The following is a 19,874-nucleotide window of genomic DNA, read 5'->3' on the forward strand; positions in this document are numbered from 1 at the left end:
CGGGTCGGTCCTGCCGTGTCAGGATTGCCCCGTGGTGATCCGACGCGTCCTCGCGCCCCGCATCGACTTCGGCGCGCTGCGCCGCGAGCTGGAACTGCCCGACGGGTTCCCGCCTGCGGCGCAGCGCGAGGCCGAGGCGGTGGCCGCCGCGCCGCCCCGGCCTGCCGTCGATCGCACCGACGTCCCGTTCGTCACCGTCGACCCGGCCACCTCGCGGGACCTCGACCAGGCGATGCACCTCGCCCGCCGCCCCGGTGGCGGCTTCCGGGTCCGGTACGCCATCGCCGACGTCGCCGCCCACGTGCGCCCCGGCGGCGCGCTGGAGGAGGAGACCTGGCGGCGCGGGCAGACCGTGTACCTGCCCGACGGCAACGTGCCCCTGCACCCGGAGACGCTCAGCGAGGGCGCGGCCAGCCTGCTGCCCGGCCAGGACCGGGCGGCCGTGGTGTGGACGATCGACCTCGACCCGGACGGCGGCACGGTCGCCGTCGCGCTGGAACGCGCCCTGGTGCGCAGCCGCGCCAAGCTGGACTACGTCGGCGTCCAGGCCGACGCCGACGCCGGTCGGCTGCCCGAGCCGATCGCCCTGCTCCCTGAGCTCGGCGGGCTGCTCACCGCGCGCGGCCTGCGCCGGGGCGCGGTCAACCTGCCGCTGCCCGAGCAGGACGTCGAGCCGGACGGCGACGGCTGGCGGCTGGTGCTGCGCGGCCCGGTCCCGATGGAGGAGCACAACGCCCAGATCTCCCTGCTCACCGGGATGGCCGCCGCCGACATCATGCTGGCCGGCCGGATCGGCCTGGTGCGTACCATGCCGCCGCCGAGGCCGGAGGCGGTGGCCCGGCTGCGCACCGCCGCCGCCCCGCTGGGCGTCCACTGGCCGGACGACGTCGGCGTCGGTGCGGTGCTGGCCGGGCTGGACGCCTCGGAACCCCGGGGCGCCGCGTTCGTCGACCAGGCGGCCGAGCTGATGCGCGGGGCCGCGTACACCGCGTTCGACGGCGCGGTGCCCGAGCAGCCGCAGCACGGCGGGGTCGCCGCCGCGTACGCCCACGTCACGGCCCCGCTGCGCCGGCTGGCCGACCGGTACGCCACGGAGGTCTGCCTGGCCCTGCACGCCGGCCGGCCGGTGCCCGACTGGGCGCGGGCGGCGCTGCCGAGGCTGCCGCAGGTGATGGCCGCGACCGACCGGGCGGCCGGCGCGGCCACCCGGGGCGCGATCGAGCTGGCCGAGGCGGTGCTGCTGGCGCACCGGGTCGGCGAGACCTTCGACGCGGCGGTGCTCGACGTGGACGCGCCGCCGAACGGCCAACCGAGGCCGGGCCGGCAGCCGGGCGGCACGGTGGCGCTGGACGTCCCGCCGGTGCGGGCCCGCTGCACGGGGCTGCTGCCGCTGGGCGAGCGGGTCCGGGTCCGGCTGGTCACCGCCGACCCGGCCACCCGGAAGGTCCTCTTCGCGCTGGCCTGACGGCCGCCCGGCGCGCGGCCGGTGGGGCTTTCGCGCAGCGCCCCGGAGTCGGCCGGTGGGCTTTCGCACAGTGCCCGGCGCTGCTGCCGGCCCGCCTGGTTTGCGAGGATGGGCGCATGGCATACGACGCGAGCACGCTGCCCGACGTATCCGGGCTGACCGTCGGCATCATCGGCGGCACCGGCGACCAGGGCCGGGGGCTGGCCTACCGGTTCGCCCGCGCCGGGCAGTCCGTGCTGATCGGTTCCCGGTCGGCCGAGCGCGCCGCCGAGGCCGCCGCCGAGATCGCGGCCATGCCGGGCGTGCCCGCAGGCGCCGAGGTCGCGGGCGCGGACAACGAGGAGGTCGCCCGGCGCAGCGACGTGGTCGTGATCGCGGTGCCGTGGGACGGGCACGCGGCCACCGTCGCCGCCCTGGCCGGGCCGCTCGCCGGCACGATCGTCGTCGACTGCGTCAACCCGCTCGGCTTCGACAAGCAGGGCCCGTACGCGCTGACCGTCGCCGAGGGCAGCGCCGTCGCGCAGGCCGCCGCCCTGCTGCCCGACTCCCGGGTCTGCGCCGCGTTCAACCACGTCAGCGCCCCGCTGCTGGCCGACCCGGAGGTCGACCGGATCGACCTCGACGTGCTGATCTGCACCGAGGACCGCGAGCTGGTGGACGTCGTGGGCGCGCTCGCCGCCCGGATCCCCGGCATGCGGGGGGTCTACGCCGGCCGGCTGCGCAACGCCCACCAGATCGAGGCGTTCACCGCCAATCTGATCGCCATCAACAAGCGTTACAAGGCCCACGCCGGCCTCCGCGTCACCGACCTCTGAGCCGCTTCGGTCAGGTGCGGCGGCTCCCGTCGGCCGTGGCACGCCGCGACCGACGGGAACCGGTCAGCACCCTGGGGCTAGAGGTTCGGGTTGACGCCGACCTTCTTGCAGGCGGCGTTGACTTCCGCGGCAGCCTTCTCGGGGGCGGGGCCCTCTGCGGCGGCCTCGACGTCCGCGGCGCTCGCCACCTTGCCGACCTCCGCGCCGAACGCGGTCAGCGCGGCGGCGACCTCGCTGCCGGAGCCGTCGGTCGCGGCCGTCACCCCCTCCGCCATCTCGGTGTACGCCTTCCTCATCGCCGGTGCCGGATCCGCGCCATCCACGATGGCCTTCATCAGCGTCTTCGTCGACTCGTTGACGATCTTCTTCGCCGCCTCGCAGAGCTTCTTGTCGGCTGCGGGGTCGGCGGCGGCCGTGGGGGAGGGAGCGGCCGTGGGGGAGGCGGCGGCAGTCGTGACCGGCGCCGAGGTGGGCGCGGCCGTCGGCGACGGCTCCTGGCCGCCGCACGCCGCGAGCGCCAGCAGGGAGACACAGATCAGGACAATGGTTGGGATACGAGCATGATTCACAGACGGGTACCCTAGTGGCTCCGTCCGCTCCGTGGGTGCCCGCGCCGGGCCGGTGGACGACGTGCGGAGCGCCGTCCACCGGCCCGGACAGGTCAGAAGGTGTGTTCGGTGGCCGGGAACTCGCCGCCGCGTACCTCGTCGGCGAACCGGCGGGTGGCGTCGGTCAACGCCCCGGCCAGGTCGGCGTAGCGCTTCACGAACCGGGGGGCCTTTCCGGTGCGCAGGCCGGCCATGTCCTGCCAGACCAGCACCTGGGCGTCGGTGTCCGGCCCCGCGCCGATGCCGACGGTCGGGATCGCCAGCTCCCCGGTGATCCGCTTGGCCACCTCGCCCGGCACCATCTCCAGCACCACCGCGAACGCGCCCGCCTCGGCCACCGCGACCGCGTCGGCGAACACCTCGTCGGCCGTGTCGCCGCGCCCCTGCACCCGGTACCCGCCGAGGGTGTGCTCGCTCTGCGGGGTGAAGCCGACGTGCGCCATCACCGGGATGCCGGCCCCGACGATCGCGGCGATCTGGTCGGCGCAGCGCCGGCCGCCCTCCAGCTTCACCGCGTGGCAGCCGCCCTCCTTCATGAACCGCACGGCGGTGCGCAGCGCCTGCGCCGGCCCCTCCTCGTACGAGCCGAAGGGCAGGTCGCCGACGACCAGCGCCTGCCGGGTCGCCCGCACCACCGCGCGGACCAGCGGCAGCAACTCGTCGGTGGTCACCGGCAGCGTCGTCTCGTACCCGAAGACGTTGTTCGCCGCCGAGTCGCCGACCAGCAGCGCCGGGATCCCGGCGGCGTCGAAGATCGACGCGGTGTACTGGTCGTACGAGGTGAGCATCGACCACTTCTCGCCGCGCTCCTTGGCGGCGAGCAGGTCGCGGCTGCGCACCCGCCGGGTGGCCGGGCCGCCGTAGAGGGCGGCCACCTCGGTCGGGGTGGACTCCACCATGACTGTCTCCTTCCTCGAGGCCGCGTGCGCGGTCCCCGGGTTCCGTCGCAAGCGTCGCACCACGCGACGGTCGACGGCAGGAGACAGTGGAGGATTTCACTCGCCGGCGGGACCGGCCTGGCTGTCCCGCTCGGGCGGGGGCGCCCCGGCCCGGCGCGGCTCAGCCGTCCTCGCGCCAGCGGTTGGTGATCGGCAGCCGCCGGTCCCGCCCGAACGCCTTCATCGAGATCTTGGTGCCGGGGGCCGACTGCCGCCGCTTGTACTCGGCGGTGTCCACCATCCGCAGCACCCGGTCGACGACCGCCGGGTCGTGCCCGGACTCGACGAGCCCGGCCCGGCCCAGGTCGCCGTCGACGTACCCGATCAGGATCGGGTCGAGCACGTCGTAGTCCGGCAGCGTGTCGCTGTCGAGCTGGCCGGGGCTCAGCTCGGCGCTCGGCGGCTTGCCGATCGAGTTCTCCGGGACCGGCGGGGTCTCGCCCCGGCGGGCGGCGTCGGCGTTGCGCCACTTCGCCAGCCGCCAGATCAGGGTCTTCCACACGTCCTTGACCGGGTTGAAGCCGCCGACCGAGTCGCCGTAGAGGGTGGAGTAGCCGACCGCCAGCTCGCTCTTGTTGCCGGTGGTGAGGACCAGGTGGCCCTCCTGGTTCGACAGCGCCATCAGGATCACCCCGCGCACCCGGGCCTGGAGGTTCTCCACCGTCACCCCGGACAGCGACAGGTTCGCCAGGAACGTGTCCACCATCGGCTGGATCGGCTCGACCCGGTAGTCCAGCCCGGTGCGCTTGGCCAGGTCCTCCGCGTCGGCCCGGGAGTGCTCCGACGAGTGCTGGCTGGGCAGCGAGACGCCGACCACCCGGGTCGGGCCGAGGGCGTCGACCGCGAGGGCCGCCACCACCGCCGAGTCGATGCCGCCGGAGAGCCCCAGCACCACCGACGGGAACCGGTTCTTGTCGACGTAGTCGCGCAGGCCCAGCACCAGCGCCTGCCACACCTCCGCCTCGTCGGCCACCGGCTCGATGATCCCGCCCACCGCCGCAGGCCCGCCCGGGGCCGGCGGGACGTCGCCGACCGTCGCCCGGACGATCCGCATCCCGTCGGCCAGCTCGCCGCCGGCCGGCGCCGCCCCGCCGGCCAGGGACACGTCGCCGCCGGGCCGCCCGGCCGCCGCCGGCAGCTCGACGTCGTGCACGAGCAGGTGCTCGACGAACTGGGGGGCGCGGGCCAGCAGCGTCCCGTCCGCGCCGACGATCAGCGAGTCGCCCTCGAAGACCAGCTCGTCCTGGCCGCCGACCATGTTGACGTACGCCACGGCGGCCCCGGCCTCGGCCGCCCGGCGGCGCACCAGCGGCAGCCGGATGTCGTCCTTGTTCAGCTCGTACGGCGAGCCGTTGATCGTGACGACCAGGCCGACACCGGCCTGCCGGGCCGCCGCGAACGGCCCCCCGGCCTGCCACATGTCCTCGCAGATGGTCAGGGCGACGTCCACCCCGCCGACGCGGACCACCGTCAGCGCGGCGCCCGGGACGAAGTAGCGGTCCTCGTCGAACACGCCGTAGTTGGGCAGGTGGTGCTTGAAGTAGGTGGCCACCACCTCGCCGCCGTGCAGCACCGCGGCGGCGTTGCGGGCCCCCCGGCCCGGCTCGGCGTCGGAGCTGACCTGCGGCGGGCCGTCGGCGTCGAGGTAGCCGACCACCACCGGCACCCCGCCGAGGCCGTCGGCGGCCAGGTCGGCGGCGAGGCCGCGCAGCGCGGCCTGCGACGCGGCGACGAAGGACCGGCGGAACACCAGGTCCTCGACCGGGTACCCGGTGAGCACCAGCTCCGGGAACAGGACGAGCTGGGCACCGGCGTCGGCGGCCGTACGGGTCCACCGGCGGACCAGGCCGGCGTTGCCGGCGAGGTCGCCGACGCTCGGGTTGACCTGGGACAGGGCGAGACGCAGGGTGGGCATGTCCACATCTTGCCCCAGCCGGGCGGTGCCGACACGGCGGGCGCGGGGAGACGGCGGCCACCCCCGCCCGGCGCGGCCCGGGCTTCCTCCCCAGGGGGCGGGACACGACAGGACGCGGTCCGGGCCGGTCGCGTAACGTCTGCGTAAAGGAGCCGGTGGACACTGGGCGACCAGGCCCACCGGTGGTGGAGACAGTGGCACGAGGGGTGGAAGTGGACCGTCAGCAGGAGTTCGTCCTCCGTACGCTGGAAGAGCGGGACATCCGGTTCGTCCGGCTGTGGTTCACCGACGTGCTGGGCACGCTCAAGAGCGTGTCGGTGGCCCCCGCCGAGCTGGAGGCCGCGTTCGAGGAGGGCATCGGGTTCGACGGCTCGGCGATCGAGGGCTTCGCCCGGGTCTTCGAGTCCGACATGGTGGCCATGCCCGACCCGACCACCTTCCAGGTGTTCCCCTTCGAGGGTGGCGTCAGCGGCGAGAGCGCCCGGATGTTCTGCGACATCCTGCTGCCCGACGGCGGGCCCTCCTGGGCCGACCCCCGGCACGTGCTGCGCCGGATGCTGTCCAAGGCCGCCGAGAAGGGCTTCACCTTCTACACCCACCCCGAGATCGAGTTCTTCCTGCTGGAGAACGGCCCGCAGGACGGCTCCCTGCCTACCCCGGTCGACACGGGCGGCTACTTCGAGCACACCACCCACGCCGTGGCGCGGGACTTCCGCCGCCAGGCCGTGCTGGCCCTGGAACGGATCGGCATCTCGGTGGAGTTCAGCCACCACGAGGTCGCCCCCGGCCAGCAGGAGATCGACCTGCGGTACGCCGACGCGCTGACCACCGCCGACAACATCATGACCTTCCGGCACGTGGTCAAGGAGGTCGCGCTCTCCACCGGCGTGCAGGCCAGCTTCATGCCGAAGCCGTTCACCGACCAGCCGGGCAGCGGCATGCACACCCACCTGTCGCTGTTCGAGGGCGAGCGCAACGCGTTCCACGACGGCGGCGACCCGATGAAGCTGTCGAAGGTGGCGAAGTCGTTCATCGCCGGGCTGCTCACCCACGCCCGGGAATACACGGCGGTCACCAACCAGTGGGTCAACTCGTACAAGCGGCTGTTCCCGCAGGCGCTGCCCGACCGGATCACCGAGAGCCCCGCGTACGTCTGCTGGGGTCACCTCAACCGGTCCGCGCTGGTCCGCGTCCCGGCCTACGGCAAGCCGAACTCGGCCCGGGTGGAGGTCCGCTCGCTGGACTCGGCGACGAACCCCTACCTGGCCTTCGCGGTGCTGCTCGGCGCCGGTCTCAAGGGCATCGAGGAGGGCTACGAGCTGCCCCCGGGCGCCGAGGACGACGTCTGGTCGCTGAGCGCCGCCGAGCGCAAGGCGATGGGTTACGAGGCGCTGCCGGAGAACCTGTCCGAGGCGATCGACGTGATGGCCGGCTCCGAGCTGGTCGCGGAGGTGCTCGGCGAGCACGTCTTCGACTTCTTCCTGCGCAACAAGCGGGCCGAGTGGGAGCAGTACCGCCGGGAGGTCACCCCCTACGAGCGGCAGCGCTACCTTTCGCTCTGACGCCGCAGGCCGGCGCGGTCTGTCGGGGGTTGCGGCGGGCCGCTATCGTCTCGATCACCGCGCCGGCACCCCCGCCGGGCGGCAGGTGGTGGTGGGAGGCAGTCGGTGCTGGAAGACCTGCTCAGCGGGGCATGGCAGAGCGTCGTGTTCGGCGTCGTCGGGGTGGGGCTGATGGTAGCCGGATTCGGCCTGGTCGACCTGCTCACCCCAGGGAAACTGCGCGAGCTGATCTGGGTGCGGCGCAACGCCAACGCCGGGTTGCTGCTCGCCGCGAACCAGCTCGGCATCGCCGGGATCGTGTTCACCGCGATCCTGACCAGCTACAGCGACTTCGCCAAGGGGCTGGCGTCCACCGTCGTCTTCGGGCTGATCGGCCTGCTGATCATGGCGCTGGCGTTCTTCGTGCTGGACCTGCTGACCCCGGGGAAGCTGGGCGAGATCATCTGCTCCGACGAGCCGCACCCGGCGGCCCGGGTCAGCGCCGCCACCCACTTCGGGGCCGCGCTGATCGTCTGCGCCTGCATCGCCTGACCCGGCATCGCCGGGGCTGGTCTGTCGTACCCGGCGGCTAGCTTCTCAGGCGTGAACCGGACGGACCGTCTCTACGCCCTGGTGGAGGAGTTGCGGGCGGTGTCGCCGCGTCCGCGCAGCGCCCGCTGGCTCGCCGGGCGCTTCGAGGTCAGCTCCCGCACCATCGAGCGCGACATCGGCGCGTTGCAGCAGGCCGGGGTGCCCATCTGGGCCGAGCCGGGTCGCACCGGCGGATATGTGGTCGACCGCGCGCACACCCTGCCGCCGGTGAACCTCACCGCCGTCGAGGCGGTGGCGATGGCCGTCGCGCTGCACCGCCTCGACGGCGGCCCGTTCGCCGAGGCGGGCGCCACGGCGCTGCGTAAGCTGCTCGCGGTCATGCCGCCGGCCGACGCCGCGGAGGCGCGCCGGCTCGCCATGCGGGTGCACCTGGTCGGGGGCGGACCGGCCGCGCCCGTCCCGGCCGCCGTGGCCGGCGCGGTCACCGCCGCCCGGGTCCTGCGCATCGGGTACGCCGACCGGGCCGGCGCCACCACCGAGCGGGTCGTGGAGCCGTTGGGCTTCCTCGGCAACCCCTGGCACTGGTATCTGCTGGCCTGGTGCCGGCTGCGCGACGGCCCGCGGGCGTTCCGACTCGACCGGATCTCCACGGTGACCGCGCTGGCGGAGCCGGTGACCCGGGAGCTGCACCCCGACGTGCTGGACATCCCGCGCCAGGTCGTCCGTCAGCTCACCCTCGCCTGAACCGCGTCGCGAGCCCTCGCCCGATTCTCGTCGCAAACACCGACAGGACGGTGTCGCGGCACGGGGCGAGGCTGGGTCCCGGCGACGCCGGTCGACCGGCCGGCGCGACGAACGGGAGGCAGTCCATGACCACGACCAACGCGATCACCTGGTTCGAGATCGGCACCGACCGGCCGGAGGAGGCGGAGCGCTTCTACGGCGAGTTGTTCGGCTGGGTGTTCGCCGAACAGGGCGCGCCGGGCCGGTCCTACCGGGTGACCGACGGCGGGGCGGGCGACGAGGGGATCGGCGGCGCGATCCGCGCCTCCGACGGCAGCACGCCGAACTACGCGATCTTCTACGCCCAGGTGGCGGACGTGGCCGACGCCGTCCGGCGGGCAGAGACGGCCGGCGGCAGCGTGCTGGTGCCCCCGGTTGTGGCGCCGAGCGGGCTGACCTTCGCCCACCTGGTCGACCCGTCGGGGAACCACTTCGGGGTGTTCACGCCGCCTGCGGGGCGGTGAACGCGGCGCGCCGCCGCCGGGGCGGTGAACGCGGCGCGCCATGACGCCGACATGGCGGGGTCGGAGTGCTCCGGACCCCGCCACGTCGGCGGCATGGAGTGGATCAGGCGCGCGGCGTCACCCGCCGGCCGGGCCGCTGTGGCCCCGGCCCCCGCCGCCGCCGGGGAAACCGCCTGCACCGGGGAAGACACCGGACTCGACGGCCTTGGTGATGGCGTCGGCCTGCTCCTGGGTCAGCTTGCCGTCCTTCACGGCCTGGGCCAGCCGCTCCTTCAGCGCGGCCTGCCGGTCGGCGGCGTCCGGCCGCTCACCGCGCTCGCCCCGCTCCGGCCGGTCGGCCTTGTGCTGCTCCCGGACCTTCTCCAGGGCGGCGGTCACCTTGTCGGTGGAGACGCCCAGCTCCTTGGCGAGTTCCTCGGCGAACTCCGACTGCCGCTCGGCCCGCTGCTGCTGCCGGTCGGTGTTCTCGCTGGTGCTGCTGGCGCTCGGCGACGGGGTGGTCCCCTCCTCGGCGAACGCGATGGTCGGCGCCGCGATCCCCACGCCGAGCACGCCCGCCGCCGCGAGACCGGCCAGCAGGTGCTTCTTCGACATCGTGCGGGACATTCGGGTCCTCCAGAATCCTTGCTCGGATGCGATGACGTCACCGACAGTGATCGGCCTAGCTGGGTCGGAGCCGTGGCGACCCTGTCAGCGAGCTGACAATCGGGCATCCGGGGGCGGACAAACCGGTTGCCGAGGGACACCGCGCCCCGGCAGGGTGGGCCGAACCCGCCCGCCCGCGATCGTCGCCGACCCGGCCGGCGGGTGTTTCGTACTCTTTGCCCGGGCCGAAAATGCAAGATCGCGTGGAGGGGGTTAGCGGACGGCGGGGGCGGCGGTGAGGGTGCCGGTGGTGGCGTCGAGGATGGCCTCGGTGCCGACGGGGACGGTGAGCTGGCCGTGGCCGTGGCCGATCGGCAGGCCGCCGAGGACCGGCACGCCGAGGTCGCCGAGGCGGTCGGTCAGCACGTCGACGACGCTCGTGTCCCAGCCGTCCGCGCAGTCGGTGAACTGGCCGACGGCCACCCCGGCCAGGCCGTCCAGCGCCCCGGCGCGGCGCAGCTGGGTGAGCATCCGGTCGACCTTGTACGGGGGCTCCTGCACGTCCTCGACCAGCAGGATCGCCCCGGTCAGGTCCGGCATGTCGCCGGTGCCGAGGGTGGCGGCGAGCAGGCACAGGTTGCCGCCGAGCAGCGTGCCCGTGGCGCGGCCGGGCACCCGTACCCCGAAGGTCTCCTCTTCCGCCACGGCGGCGACGGTGACCGGCGCGGTGGTCATCAGCGCCGCGTGCAGCGACTCGGCGGAGCGCAGCGGGGTGCGCTCGTCCCGCCAGGCCGCCCCGGGGCCGTGCACGCCGGCCAGCCGGGCGCCCCGCCACAGGGCGAGCTGCAACGCGGTGATGTCGGAGAAGCCCGCCACCACCTTCGGGTCCCGGCGCACCGCCGCCATGTCGACGGCGTCCACGACGCGCTGCGCCCCGTAGCCGCCCCGGGTGCAGATCACCCCGCGCACCTGCGGGTCGGCGAACGCGGCGTTGAGGTCGGCGGCGCGCAGCTCGTCCGAGCCGGCCAGGTAGCCCCGCCGGGCGTACGCGTGCGGGGCGGGCACCGGCCGCAGCCCCCAGCCGGTGAGCAGCTCCATGCCCCGGGCCACCCGCTCGGGCCGGGTCGGCCCGGACGGGGACACCAGCAGCACCGTGTCGCCGGGGCGCAGGACCGGTGGGCGCAGCACGGCGTCTGGGCGCGGCACGGCGTCGTCGGCGGTCACAGCCGCAGAGCCTAGCCGCCGGCCGGCTTCCCGCAGCGGGCACGGGGATTCCCGGCAACGCACCCGGGACGTCGCCCGGCGCGTGGGCCGAGGCGTTCCCGGCGGCGGTCGACGTACCCGATAGCCTCGACGGCGTGGGAACCACGCTGGTGATCGAGAACGACCCGACCGACGACCCCCGCCGACTGGGGGAGTGGCTGGTGGAGGGGGGCTTGGAGCTGCGCGTGCTGCGCCCGCACGCCGGCGACGACCTCCCCGACGACCTCGACGGGTACGTCGCGGTGGTGGTGCTCGGCGGCGACCAGCGGGCCTACCCGACACCCGACGGCACACCCGGCGCCCCCTGGTTCCCGAAGCTGGAAGGGCTGCTGCGCAAGGCCGTCCGGCACCGGGTGCCGACCCTCGGCGTCTGCCTCGGCGCGCAGCTGCTCGCCACCGCGCACGCCGGCTTGGTCGAGCGCAGCCCGTCCGGGCCCGAGGTGGGCCCCGCCGTCGTCGGCCGGCGGGACGCCGCCGAGACCGACCCGCTGTTCCGGTACGTGCCGCTGATCCCCGACGTGCTCCAGTGGCACACCGACGAGATCACCGAGCTGCCGCACGGGGCGACCCTGCTGGCCGCCTCCACCCGCTACCCGCACCAGGCGTTCCGGCTCGGCGACCGGGCCTGGGGCCTGCAGTTCCACATCGAGTGCGACACCGCGATGATCGCCGACTGGGCCGCCGACTCCGCCCTGCTCGACGAGCTGGGCTACGACCCCGGGCTGGTGGTCGCCGCGTGCGACCGGGTGATGGCCGACGTCGAGGAGGTGTGGCAGCCGTTCGCGATCCGGTTCGCCGCCCTCGCCCTCGGCGAGCTGGGCGACGACAGCGTCCGGCGGCCCCTGCCGCTGCTGGGGCACTGACGGCGATGATGAGCAGACCCACCCGGGGCCGGCTGGCCCGCTACGGCTTCGGCACCGACCACAGCTCCCGCGCCGCCGACCTGCTCGGCCCGGCCGGGCTCGACCTGTGGCACCCGCAGGAACAGGAGCCGGTCGACGACCGGGCCGCCGAGCTGCTGGCCGCGCTGTCCCGGGCCGCCGACCCGGACCTGGCCCTGCGCCAGCTGCACCGCCTCGTCGAGGCCGAACGCCGCACGACAGCCGTCACCGCCAGCGCCAGTAGCACCGCCAGCGCCAGCAGCACCGCCGCCGGCGAGGGCGGTGACGGCGACCGGCCCGCCGCTTCGGCCGTACTCGATGCCCTGCACGCCGACCCGGGGCTGCGCCGACGGCTGCTCGCCGTGCTCGGCGCGTCCTCGGCCCTCGGCGACCACCTGGTGGCCAACCCCGGCCAGTGGCCGGTGCTCGCCACCGGCCCCGACGGGCTCGCCCCCGACGCCGAGGGCCGGCTCGACCTGACCGCCGCCGCCCGCCTCACCGCGTCCACCCAGCGGGTGGCGGTGCTGCGGCAGGCGTACCGGCTGGCCCTGCTGCGGATCGCGGCGGCCGACCTGACCGGCGGGCGGGCCCTGGAGCAGACCATGGCCGCGCTGTCCGCGCTGGCCGACGCCACCCTCGCGGCGGCGTACGACATCGCGGTCAGTGAGCTGCCCGATGGCACCGCCGTGCCGCGCCTCGCCGTGGTGGCGATGGGCAAGTGCGGCGGAGTGGAGCTGAACTACGTCTCCGACGTCGACGTGATCTTCGTCTGCGCCGACGACGACGAGTTGCCGGCGGCCACCACGATCGCCACCCGGCTGATCCACGTCTGCGGGCTGGTCGCCTGGCCGGTCGACGCGGCGCTGCGCCCCGAGGGCAGCCGCGGCCCGCTCGTGCGTACCCTCGCCAGCCACCTGACCTACTACCGGCGCTGGGCGCGCACGTGGGAGTTCCAGGCGCTGCTGAAGGCCCGCCCGGCGGCCGGCGACCTGGCGCTGTGCCAGGAGTGGATCGACCAGCTCGCCCCGCTGGTGTGGACCGCCGCCGAGCGGCCCGAGGCCGTCGACGACGTCCGCTCGATGCGCCGGAGGATCATCGACAACGTCCCGCCGAAGGAGCTGGAACGCGAGATCAAACGCGGCCCCGGCGGGCTGCGCGACATCGAGTTCGCCGTCCAGCTGCTGCAACTGGTGCACGGCCGGGGCGACGAGACGCTGCGCGTACCCGGGACGATCCCCGCGCTGCGCGCCCTCGTCGCCGGCGGCTACGTGGGCCGGGCCGACGGGGAGGCGCTGCTGCGCGGCTACCGCTTCCTGCGCGGCGTCGAGCACCGGCTCCAGCTCCAGGGCCTGCGCCGCACCCACACCGTGCCGACCGAACCGGCCGCGCTGCGCTGGCTCGCCGCCGCCCTCGGCTACGCGGCCACGCCGGGCCGCAGCGCCGTCGAGGAGTTCCGCGCCGAGTGGGTCACCCACGCCACCGAGGTACGCCGGCTGCACGCCAAGCTGCTCTACCGGCCCCTGCTGGAGTCGGTGGCCCGCGTCCCGGCCGACGGGCTGCGGCTCACCCCCGAGGCTGCCCGGCACCGGCTGGAGATCCTCGGCTTCGCCGACCCGGCCGGGGCGCTGCGGCACCTCCAGGCCCTCACCGGCGGGGTGAGCCGCACCGCCGCCATCCAGCGCACCCTGCTGCCGGTGCTGCTCAGCGAGTTCGCCGACGCCCCCGAGCCGGACCGGGGGCTGCTCAACTACCGGCAGGTCTCCGACTCCCTCGGCAGCACCCCCTGGTACCTGCGGCTGCTGCGCGACTCCGGCCCGGTGGCCCGCCGGCTGGCCCGCGTCCTCTCCTCCTCCCGGTACGCGGCCGACCTGCTGGCCCGCGAGCCGGAGGCGCTGCGGCTGCTGGCCGAGGAGAACGAGCTGACCCCCCGCCCGCGCGCCGTGCTCTGCGAGGGCTTCGCCGCTGCGGCGGCCCGGCACGCCGCCGACCCCGTCGAGGCGACCCGGGCGGTACGCGCGCTGCGCCGCCGGGAACTCGTCCGCATCGCCTGCGCCGACATGCTGAGCCGGGCCGGCTCGCTGGCCCCCACCCCGGGCCGGGACCCCGACCGGGCCGCCTCGGGCCGGGACCCCGACCGGGCCGCCTCGGGCCGGGACCCCGACCGGGCCGCCGCCGGTGGCCGTCCCGACGCCGACGGGCGGGCCACGCTCGGCCTCGCCGACGTCACCGCCGTCGGCACCGCCCTGTCCGACGTCACCGACGCCACCCTCGCCGCCGCGCTGCGCGCCGCCCGGGCCGCCCAACCGGCCCTGCCCGGCCTGCGGTTCGCGGTGATCGGCATGGGCCGGCTCGGCGGGTACGAGTCGAACTACCTCTCCGACGCCGACGTGCTCTTCGTCTACGACCCGCCCGCCGGGACCGACGAGGGCGCGGCCAGCGCCGCCGCCCACGCGATCGCCGAGGAACTGCGCCGGCTGCTGGCCGCACCCGCCCCCGACCCGGCGCTCGGCGTCGACGCCGACCTGCGCCCCGAGGGCCGGCAGGGCCCCCTGGTGCGCAGCCTCGCCGCGTACGCCCAGTACTACGCCCGCTGGTCGAAGGTGTGGGAGGCGCAGGCCCTGCTGCGCGCCCGGTTCGTCTGCGGCGACGCCGACCTGGGTACGCAGTTCGAGGCGATGGTCGACCCGGTCCGGTACCCCGCCGACGGGCTCACCCGGGAGCAGATCGTCGAGATCCGGCGGATCAAGGCGCGGGTGGAGACCGAGCGGCTGCCCCGGGGAGCCGACCCGGCCACCCACACCAAGCTGGGCCGGGGCGGGCTCGCCGACGTCGAGTGGGCGGTGCAGCTGCTCCAGCTCCGGCACGCCGGCCGGCTGCCGGCGCTGCGCGGTACGCGTACCCTCGACGCGCTTGCGGCGGCGGTCGGCGCGGACCTGGTCGACCCGGCGGACGCCGCCGCGATGGCCGCCGGCTGGACCCTCGCCGCCCAGGTCCGCAACGCGCTCATGCTGGTGCGGGGCCGCGCCGGCGACCAACTGCCCCGGCACGGCGTGGAGCTGGCCGGGGTGGTGCGGCTGCTCGGCCGCGACGACCCGGGCGAGTTCCTCGACGAGTACCTGCGCACCGGCCGCCGCTCCCGCGCGGCGATGGAACGCGTCCTCGATGCCTGAGGCGCAAGGAAGGGCCCCTTCTTATCACTTTCTGTATAGCAGGGGCCCCCTGTTAACACCTGCCGTGGCAGCGGCCGGCGTGGCGGCGTTACTCGCGGCACGAGAGGTGTCAGCTGGTGAGCGTGAAGACCCCAGGTCCTGGCGGCTGCGCAAGGGTCCATCCGCCCGCCGGCCTCAAGGTGACGCCGGCGGTGCCCCTCAACCACCTGCTGTACTTCACCCTGATCAACACTTTCTCGTCCGACTTGGTAGTGAAGGTGACGGATGATGCTGTCTGTCCCACGAGAGCGGCCGGTGGTCCGACGATGGGCTGGGCCCCGGTGAAGGCGAACAAGCGCCAGCGTGCGCTTTCCCAGACCAGTCGGAGATAGGGCAGGCCATCGGCGACGAGCTGGGCCTCCGGTCTGCCAACCCAGGACAGCGGTGCGTCCGGGACGGCCACGTACTGAACGGCGTTGTCGGCCAGCCAGTCCCGATAGGTGGCGGCTGTCAGAGGCACGCCCGTCCCCTCCGCGCCAGGAACCTGGCCGAAGAAGAGCGTATTGCGGTCGATGTCCGCCTGCCGCAGCCAGCCCCGCGCCAGCGGCACGTCGCCGAGGAGGGCGGCCTCCCAGTAGTTCCGGGTCGGTGGCACCTCGACCCGGCCGGTGAGCCCCCGTTGTGCCAGTTCGGCGCGCAGCGGCGCGAAATAGGCCGGATCGCTGGTCGGATCCCCGATGCTCGCCAGATCGGCCGGGACCACCGGGGGCTGCCACCAGCAGACGGCGGCCAGTAGCGCAGCCAGGGCCGCGCCAGCCGTGCCGCCCCGGCACAGCCCCGGCAGCAGCCGCCGGGCCGCCGGAGCGGGCAGGCGGGCGGCGGCCGCCAGCAGGGGCAGCGCGAACATCACCACCAGCCGGGTCGCGTTCAGCCCGACCGGCGTGTGCACGAGCGCGGCGAGCAGCACCCCGCCCACCGACAGCAGGGCGCCCACCCGGACCGGCCGGTACGCCACGAGCGCGGCCACCAGCAGACTGGTGAGCACCGCCCGTACCGTGTCGGTGCGGCTGATGTTCATCCAGCCGCCCTCGCCGAACAGCAGCCCGGTCACCGCGAGCGGGACCGCCGCGCCGACGCCCAGCAGGAGGCCGTCGCCGTACCGTCGGGTGAGCAGCAGCGCGGCCCCGGCCAGCCCGACGAACAGGCCGGCGACCGGGCTGGTCGCCGAGGCCAGCAGCGCTGCGGCGATGGCCAGCCCGGCACGCAGTCGGCGGCGGCCGGGGGACACGTCTGTCGGCACGGTGAGGGCGAGCAGCGCGGCCAACCCGAACGCCACGCCGAGGCCGTAGGTGACCCGGCCGGAGACCAGGTTTCCGGCGATGGTGAGCACCCCGACCAGACTCCCGAGCATCGGGCGGGGCACGCGTGTCCGCACCAGCAGGGCCGCGAAGACAGCCGCCGAGGCCACCAGCGCCAGGGCACCAGTGACCCGGACCCCGAGGACGGCCATCACCGGCGGTGAGACGAGGCTGTAGCCGAGCGGGTGGATGCCGCCGTACCACCGGAAATCGACCAGGGCGGTGCCGTGCGCGGCGAAGAAGTCGGCCCGGGCCACCTGGGCGGACAGGTCCGAGCCCATTCTCGGCAGCAACAGGTACGCCACGCCCAGGGCCGCCGCCGACGCAGCGGCAACCGCCACCACCCGACTGCGACGCATGCCCACCTCCGTACCGCGACCACCGTACTGGCAGCATGTCCGGCGTGCCTCACCACCTCGCGCGCTGGACCGGGCTGGCCGGTTCCCTGCTGCTCGCCGTGTCCGCGTTCCTCGGCGGCGTGTTCCCGGACGGAGACCTGCGGCCCACCCCGGTCAGCATCTGGCAGGGCCCGCACGGGCCGCTGATCATCGCGTCCTGGCTGGTCGGCACCGCGCTCATGGCGTGCGCCTGGTGGTCGCTACGAAAGGGCGTGCCCTCCGCGCGGTGGGCCCTGGTCACCGTGGGGCTCTGGCTGCTGCCGCTGCTGTTCGTCCCACCGATGGGCAGCCGGGACACCTACGCGTACGCGTGCCAGGGTGCCAGCTTCGCCAGTGGCATCAGCCCGTACGAACACGGCGTGTCGGCGCTGCCCTGCCCGTGGCTGGACACGATCTCGTACATCTGGCGGGACACCCCGGCCCCGTACGGGCCGCTGTTCGTGGTGCTCGCCGGCGCGGTGGTCAAGGCGACCGGCTCGCTGACCGCCGCCGTCGCCGCGTTCCGGCTGCTCGCGGTGGCCGGGGTGGCGCTGACCGCCGCCTGCCTGCCGGTGCTGGCCCGCCGGTGCGGTGTTCCCGTCGGGCGGGCGCTGTGGCTGGCACTGGCCAGCCCGCTCATCGGCGTGCACCTGGTGGCCGGGGCGCACAACGATGCGCTGATGGTGGGCCTGCTGGTCGCCGGGCTGGCCGTGGTGGCCGCCCGGCCGGCCCGGCCCGGCCCACTGCTGGCCGGGGGGGTGCTGCTCGGGCTGGCCGTGTCCATCAAGATTACCGGCCTGGTGGTGATCCCGTTCGCCGCGCTGGCCGCGATCGGTGGGCCGTACCGGTTCCGCGCGCTGCTGCGGGACGGCGGTCCGGTGGTCGCCGGGGCCGTCGCCACCGTGGTGGGGGTGACCTTCGTTGGCGGATTGGACTTCGGCTGGATCGGCGGGCTGGAAAGCGGCGGCGAGGTGATCGCCTGGACCTCGCCGCCGACCGCGGTCGGGCAGACTGCCGGGTACGTCGCGCTGCTCTTCGGGCTGCACGTCGACGCCCTGCCGGTGGCCCGGGCCATCGGGGTGCTCGCGCTCGCCGCGCTGCTGCTGTGGCTGTGGTGGCGGGCCCGCACCCGCGACCCGTTCTTCCACGCCGGCCTGGCGCTGGCCGCCACCGTCGCGCTCTCCCCGATCGTGCACCCCTGGTACTGGATCTGGCCGCTCACGGTGCTCGCCGCCACCGCCCGAGACGGCGTGTGGTTCGCCGCCGTCGCGCTGGTGGGCTCCTTCCTGGTCCTGCCGGACGGCACCGGGCTGGCCCGGTACACGAAGCTGCCCGGGGCCCCGCTGATGACGCTTCTGCTGATCTGGGCGGCCGTGCGGTTGGTACGGTCGGCCAGGGCGGACCGCGCGCCGGACCCCGCCCCGGACCCCGCCATCCGGGGAGCAGACTGAGCGAGGGGTGTGCCGGTGGCCGTCGTCGCCCGCTGGGCGGGACTGCTCGGCGCCGCTCTGCTCGCCGTCGCCGGCTGGCTGGGCGGGGCGCTGCCCGACCTGACCGGCGGCACGCCAGCGCAGGTGTGGCGGGGCCCGCACGGGCCGGCGGTGCTGGGCTGCTGGCTGGCCGGCACCGGGCTGATGGTCGGGGCGTGGTGGGCGCTGCGCGACGGGGCCCCGTCGGGCCGGTGGGCGTACACGACCGCGGGGCTCTGGCTGCTCCCGCTGCTGGCGACGCCGCCGCTGGGCAGCCGCGACGTCTACTCGTACGCCTGCCAGGGCTGGTCCTACGCGCACGGGCGCGACCCGTACCAGGTTCCGGTGGCGGCGGCCGGCTGCCCGTGGCTGGACTCGGTCGCCCCGATCTGGCGGGACACCCCCGCGCCGTACGGGCCGCTGTTCGTGTTGCTCGCCGCGCTCGCGGTGACCGTCGGCGGCGGGCTGGCCGGTGCCGTCGCGGTCCTGCGGCTGTACGCCGTCGCGGGCGTGCTGCTGGCCGCGTACTGCCTGCCGGGGCTGGCCCGGGCGGCGGGCGTGCCGACCCGGCGGGCCGCTTGGCTGGCGCTGGCCGCGCCCCTGGTCGGGGTCCACCTGGTGGCCGGCGCGCACAACGATGCGGTGGCCCTCGGCCTGCTGTTGGCCGGCCTCCTGCTGCTGGTCCGCCGGGCGGGGACGCCGCCCTCGTCGGCCGGACCGCCGCTGGTCGGGCAGACCCCGCCGACCGGGCCGGTGCCGACGGGGGTGCTGCTGCTGGCCGGGGCGCTGCTCGGGCTGGCCGTGGCCGTGAAGGCGACCGCCGTGGTGGCGCTGCCGTTCGCGGCGCTGGCCGCCGTGCGGGGTCGGTGCACGTGGCGGGCGCTGCTGCGCGACGGGAGCCTGCTGGCCGGCGGCGTCCTCGCCACGCTGCTGGCGACGTCCCTGGTCTCCGGGCTGGGTCTCGGCTGGGTCGACGGCCTGGCCCGCAGCGGCGACTCCGCGCAGTGGACGTCCCCGCCGACGGCCGTCGGCTTCGTCGTCGACTACGCGGGGGAGTGGGCCGGGCGACGGCCCGACGCCGTGCCGGTGACCCGGCTGGTCGGCCTGCTGCTGCTCGCGGTGATGCTGGCGGCCCTGTGGTGGTGGGCGTGGCGGTCGCTGCGCCGGCTCTACGCCGTACCCCACGGGGTGGATGCCCTGGCGGCGGCCCGGCCCCGGACGGCCCTGCTCGGCGCGGGGCTGGCGTTGGCCGCCACGGTCGCCCTGTCGCCGGTCTTCCACCCCTGGTACGCCACCTGGCCGCTGACGCTGCTCGCCGTCTCGGTCACCCGGGTCGCCCGGACCACGTGGTTCGTGCTGCCCGGCGCGGTGGCCGCCGTCCTCACCCTGCCCGACGGCACCAACCTGGCCCGCTCCACGAAGGCCCCGGGCGCGCTCGCGATGACGGCGCTGCTGGTGGTGCTGGCGGCGTGGGGCGGTCGGGCTGTGGGGCGACGGGGCGTGGCCGGGCCATGACCCCCGTCCACCAGCCTATGGAGCTGCCCCGTTTGTGCGGGCCGGGGGGCGCCCCGTTTGTGCGGGCAGCTCCATAGGCGTCCGACACCGGTGCCCTGACCGGAACGCGTTGATCATGGGCGGGGCCGGCGGTTCGCCTGGCCAGGCCGCGGGTCGCCAAGCGGCCGGGCCGGCCCCGCGTGCTGCGGGGCCGGCC

16 protein-coding genes are annotated in these 19,874 nt (G+C 75.3%); 10 read left to right on the plus strand and 6 right to left on the minus strand.

Features of this window, described 5'->3' with window-relative positions; genetic code table 11:
* Positions 1 to 31 precede the first annotated feature (31 nt).
* Both ACFT41_RS15470 and npdG read left to right on the plus strand, forming a co-directional pair.
* Positions 32 to 1,465 (plus strand): RNB domain-containing ribonuclease, encoded by a 1,434-nt coding sequence (locus ACFT41_RS15470; protein ID WP_377583899.1) that lies wholly within the window; start codon positions 32 to 34, stop codon positions 1,463 to 1,465.
* 116 nt (positions 1,466 to 1,581) lie between these two features.
* A complete protein-coding gene (gene npdG / locus ACFT41_RS15475; RefSeq protein ID WP_377583896.1) occupies positions 1,582 to 2,280 on the plus strand; it encodes an NADPH-dependent F420 reductase in 699 nt (232 codons plus the stop codon).
* A 77-nt stretch (positions 2,281 to 2,357) separates the two neighbouring features.
* On the opposite strand, the gene ACFT41_RS15480 is transcribed toward npdG, so the two are convergent.
* The 3 genes from ACFT41_RS15480 to ACFT41_RS15490 all read right to left on the minus strand — a co-directional run bounded on the left by ACFT41_RS15480 (position 2,358) and on the right by ACFT41_RS15490 (position 5,741).
* The gene (locus ACFT41_RS15480) at positions 2,358 to 2,849 is read right to left on the minus strand and encodes a hypothetical protein (protein WP_377583893.1); all 492 of its coding nucleotides are present in this window, start codon (positions 2,847 to 2,849) and stop codon (positions 2,358 to 2,360) included.
* Between the two features lie 92 nt (positions 2,850 to 2,941).
* On the minus strand, positions 2,942 to 3,787 hold the full coding sequence (gene panB / locus ACFT41_RS15485; protein ID WP_377583890.1) for a 3-methyl-2-oxobutanoate hydroxymethyltransferase: 846 nt from the start codon (positions 3,785 to 3,787) through the stop codon (positions 2,942 to 2,944).
* Between the two features lie 160 nt (positions 3,788 to 3,947).
* Positions 3,948 to 5,741, minus strand: coding sequence for an NAD+ synthase (locus ACFT41_RS15490; protein ID WP_377583888.1), 1,794 nt, complete (start codon positions 5,739 to 5,741; stop codon positions 3,948 to 3,950).
* 212 nt (positions 5,742 to 5,953) lie between these two features.
* On the opposite strand from ACFT41_RS15490, the gene glnA reads away from it, so the two are divergent.
* The 4 genes from glnA (at position 5,954) to ACFT41_RS15510 (ending at position 9,081) form a co-directional block, all read left to right on the plus strand.
* Positions 5,954 to 7,303 (plus strand): type I glutamate--ammonia ligase, encoded by a 1,350-nt coding sequence (gene glnA / locus ACFT41_RS15495; protein ID WP_377583885.1) that lies wholly within the window; start codon positions 5,954 to 5,956, stop codon positions 7,301 to 7,303.
* Positions 7,304 to 7,408: 105 nt separating this feature from the next.
* Entirely contained in the window at positions 7,409 to 7,834 is a 426-nt protein-coding gene (locus ACFT41_RS15500; RefSeq protein ID WP_377583882.1) for a DUF350 domain-containing protein, read from the plus strand.
* 51 nt (positions 7,835 to 7,885) lie between these two features.
* The gene (locus ACFT41_RS15505) at positions 7,886 to 8,578 is read left to right on the plus strand and encodes a helix-turn-helix transcriptional regulator (RefSeq protein ID WP_377583879.1); all 693 of its coding nucleotides are present in this window, start codon (positions 7,886 to 7,888) and stop codon (positions 8,576 to 8,578) included.
* Positions 8,579 to 8,703: 125 nt separating this feature from the next.
* Positions 8,704 to 9,081, plus strand: a complete 378-nt coding sequence (locus ACFT41_RS15510; protein WP_377583876.1) for a VOC family protein — start codon at positions 8,704 to 8,706, stop codon at positions 9,079 to 9,081.
* A gap of 117 nt (positions 9,082 to 9,198) precedes the next feature.
* Here ACFT41_RS15510 and ACFT41_RS15515 read toward each other — a convergent pair whose 3' ends face one another.
* Both ACFT41_RS15515 and ACFT41_RS15520 read right to left on the minus strand, forming a co-directional pair.
* Positions 9,199 to 9,687, minus strand: a complete 489-nt coding sequence (locus ACFT41_RS15515; protein WP_377583873.1) for a hypothetical protein — start codon at positions 9,685 to 9,687, stop codon at positions 9,199 to 9,201.
* Positions 9,688 to 9,939: 252 nt separating this feature from the next.
* Positions 9,940 to 10,872, minus strand: coding sequence for an LD-carboxypeptidase (locus ACFT41_RS15520; protein ID WP_377583906.1), 933 nt, complete (start codon positions 10,870 to 10,872; stop codon positions 9,940 to 9,942).
* A 152-nt stretch (positions 10,873 to 11,024) separates the two neighbouring features.
* Here ACFT41_RS15520 and ACFT41_RS15525 point away from each other — a divergent pair, with 152 nt between their 5' ends.
* Positions 11,025 to 11,792 (plus strand): type 1 glutamine amidotransferase, encoded by a 768-nt coding sequence (locus tag ACFT41_RS15525; RefSeq protein WP_377583871.1) that lies wholly within the window; start codon positions 11,025 to 11,027, stop codon positions 11,790 to 11,792.
* An 8-nt stretch (positions 11,793 to 11,800) separates the two neighbouring features.
* Positions 11,801 to 14,980: a bifunctional [glutamine synthetase] adenylyltransferase/[glutamine synthetase]-adenylyl-L-tyrosine phosphorylase gene (locus tag ACFT41_RS15530; protein ID WP_377583868.1), complete on the plus strand. Its 3,180-nt coding sequence runs from the start codon at positions 11,801 to 11,803 to the stop codon at positions 14,978 to 14,980.
* Positions 14,981 to 15,089: 109 nt separating this feature from the next.
* Here ACFT41_RS15530 and ACFT41_RS15535 read toward each other — a convergent pair whose 3' ends face one another.
* Positions 15,090 to 16,676 carry a hypothetical protein gene (locus tag ACFT41_RS15535; RefSeq protein WP_377583866.1) on the minus strand — a complete coding sequence of 529 codons (1,587 nt, stop codon included), beginning with the start codon at positions 16,674 to 16,676 and terminating at the stop codon, positions 15,090 to 15,092.
* A 44-nt stretch (positions 16,677 to 16,720) separates the two neighbouring features.
* On the opposite strand from ACFT41_RS15535, the gene mptB (ACFT41_RS15540) reads away from it, so the two are divergent.
* Together mptB (ACFT41_RS15540) and mptB (ACFT41_RS15545) are read left to right on the plus strand one after the other, a co-directional pair.
* Positions 16,721 to 18,145 carry a polyprenol phosphomannose-dependent alpha 1,6 mannosyltransferase MptB gene (mptB, locus tag ACFT41_RS15540; protein ID WP_377583863.1) on the plus strand — a complete coding sequence of 475 codons (1,425 nt, stop codon included), beginning with the start codon at positions 16,721 to 16,723 and terminating at the stop codon, positions 18,143 to 18,145.
* Positions 18,146 to 18,154: 9 nt separating this feature from the next.
* Complete coding sequence (mptB, locus tag ACFT41_RS15545) at positions 18,155 to 19,678, plus strand: polyprenol phosphomannose-dependent alpha 1,6 mannosyltransferase MptB (protein ID WP_377583860.1); 1,524 nt, start codon at positions 18,155 to 18,157, stop codon at positions 19,676 to 19,678.
* Positions 19,679 to 19,874: the final 196 nt, after the last annotated feature.

Source organism: Micromonospora sp. NPDC057141 (assembly GCF_042670805.1).
In the GTDB taxonomy this organism is placed as follows: Bacteria; Actinomycetota; Actinomycetes; order Mycobacteriales; family Micromonosporaceae; genus Micromonospora.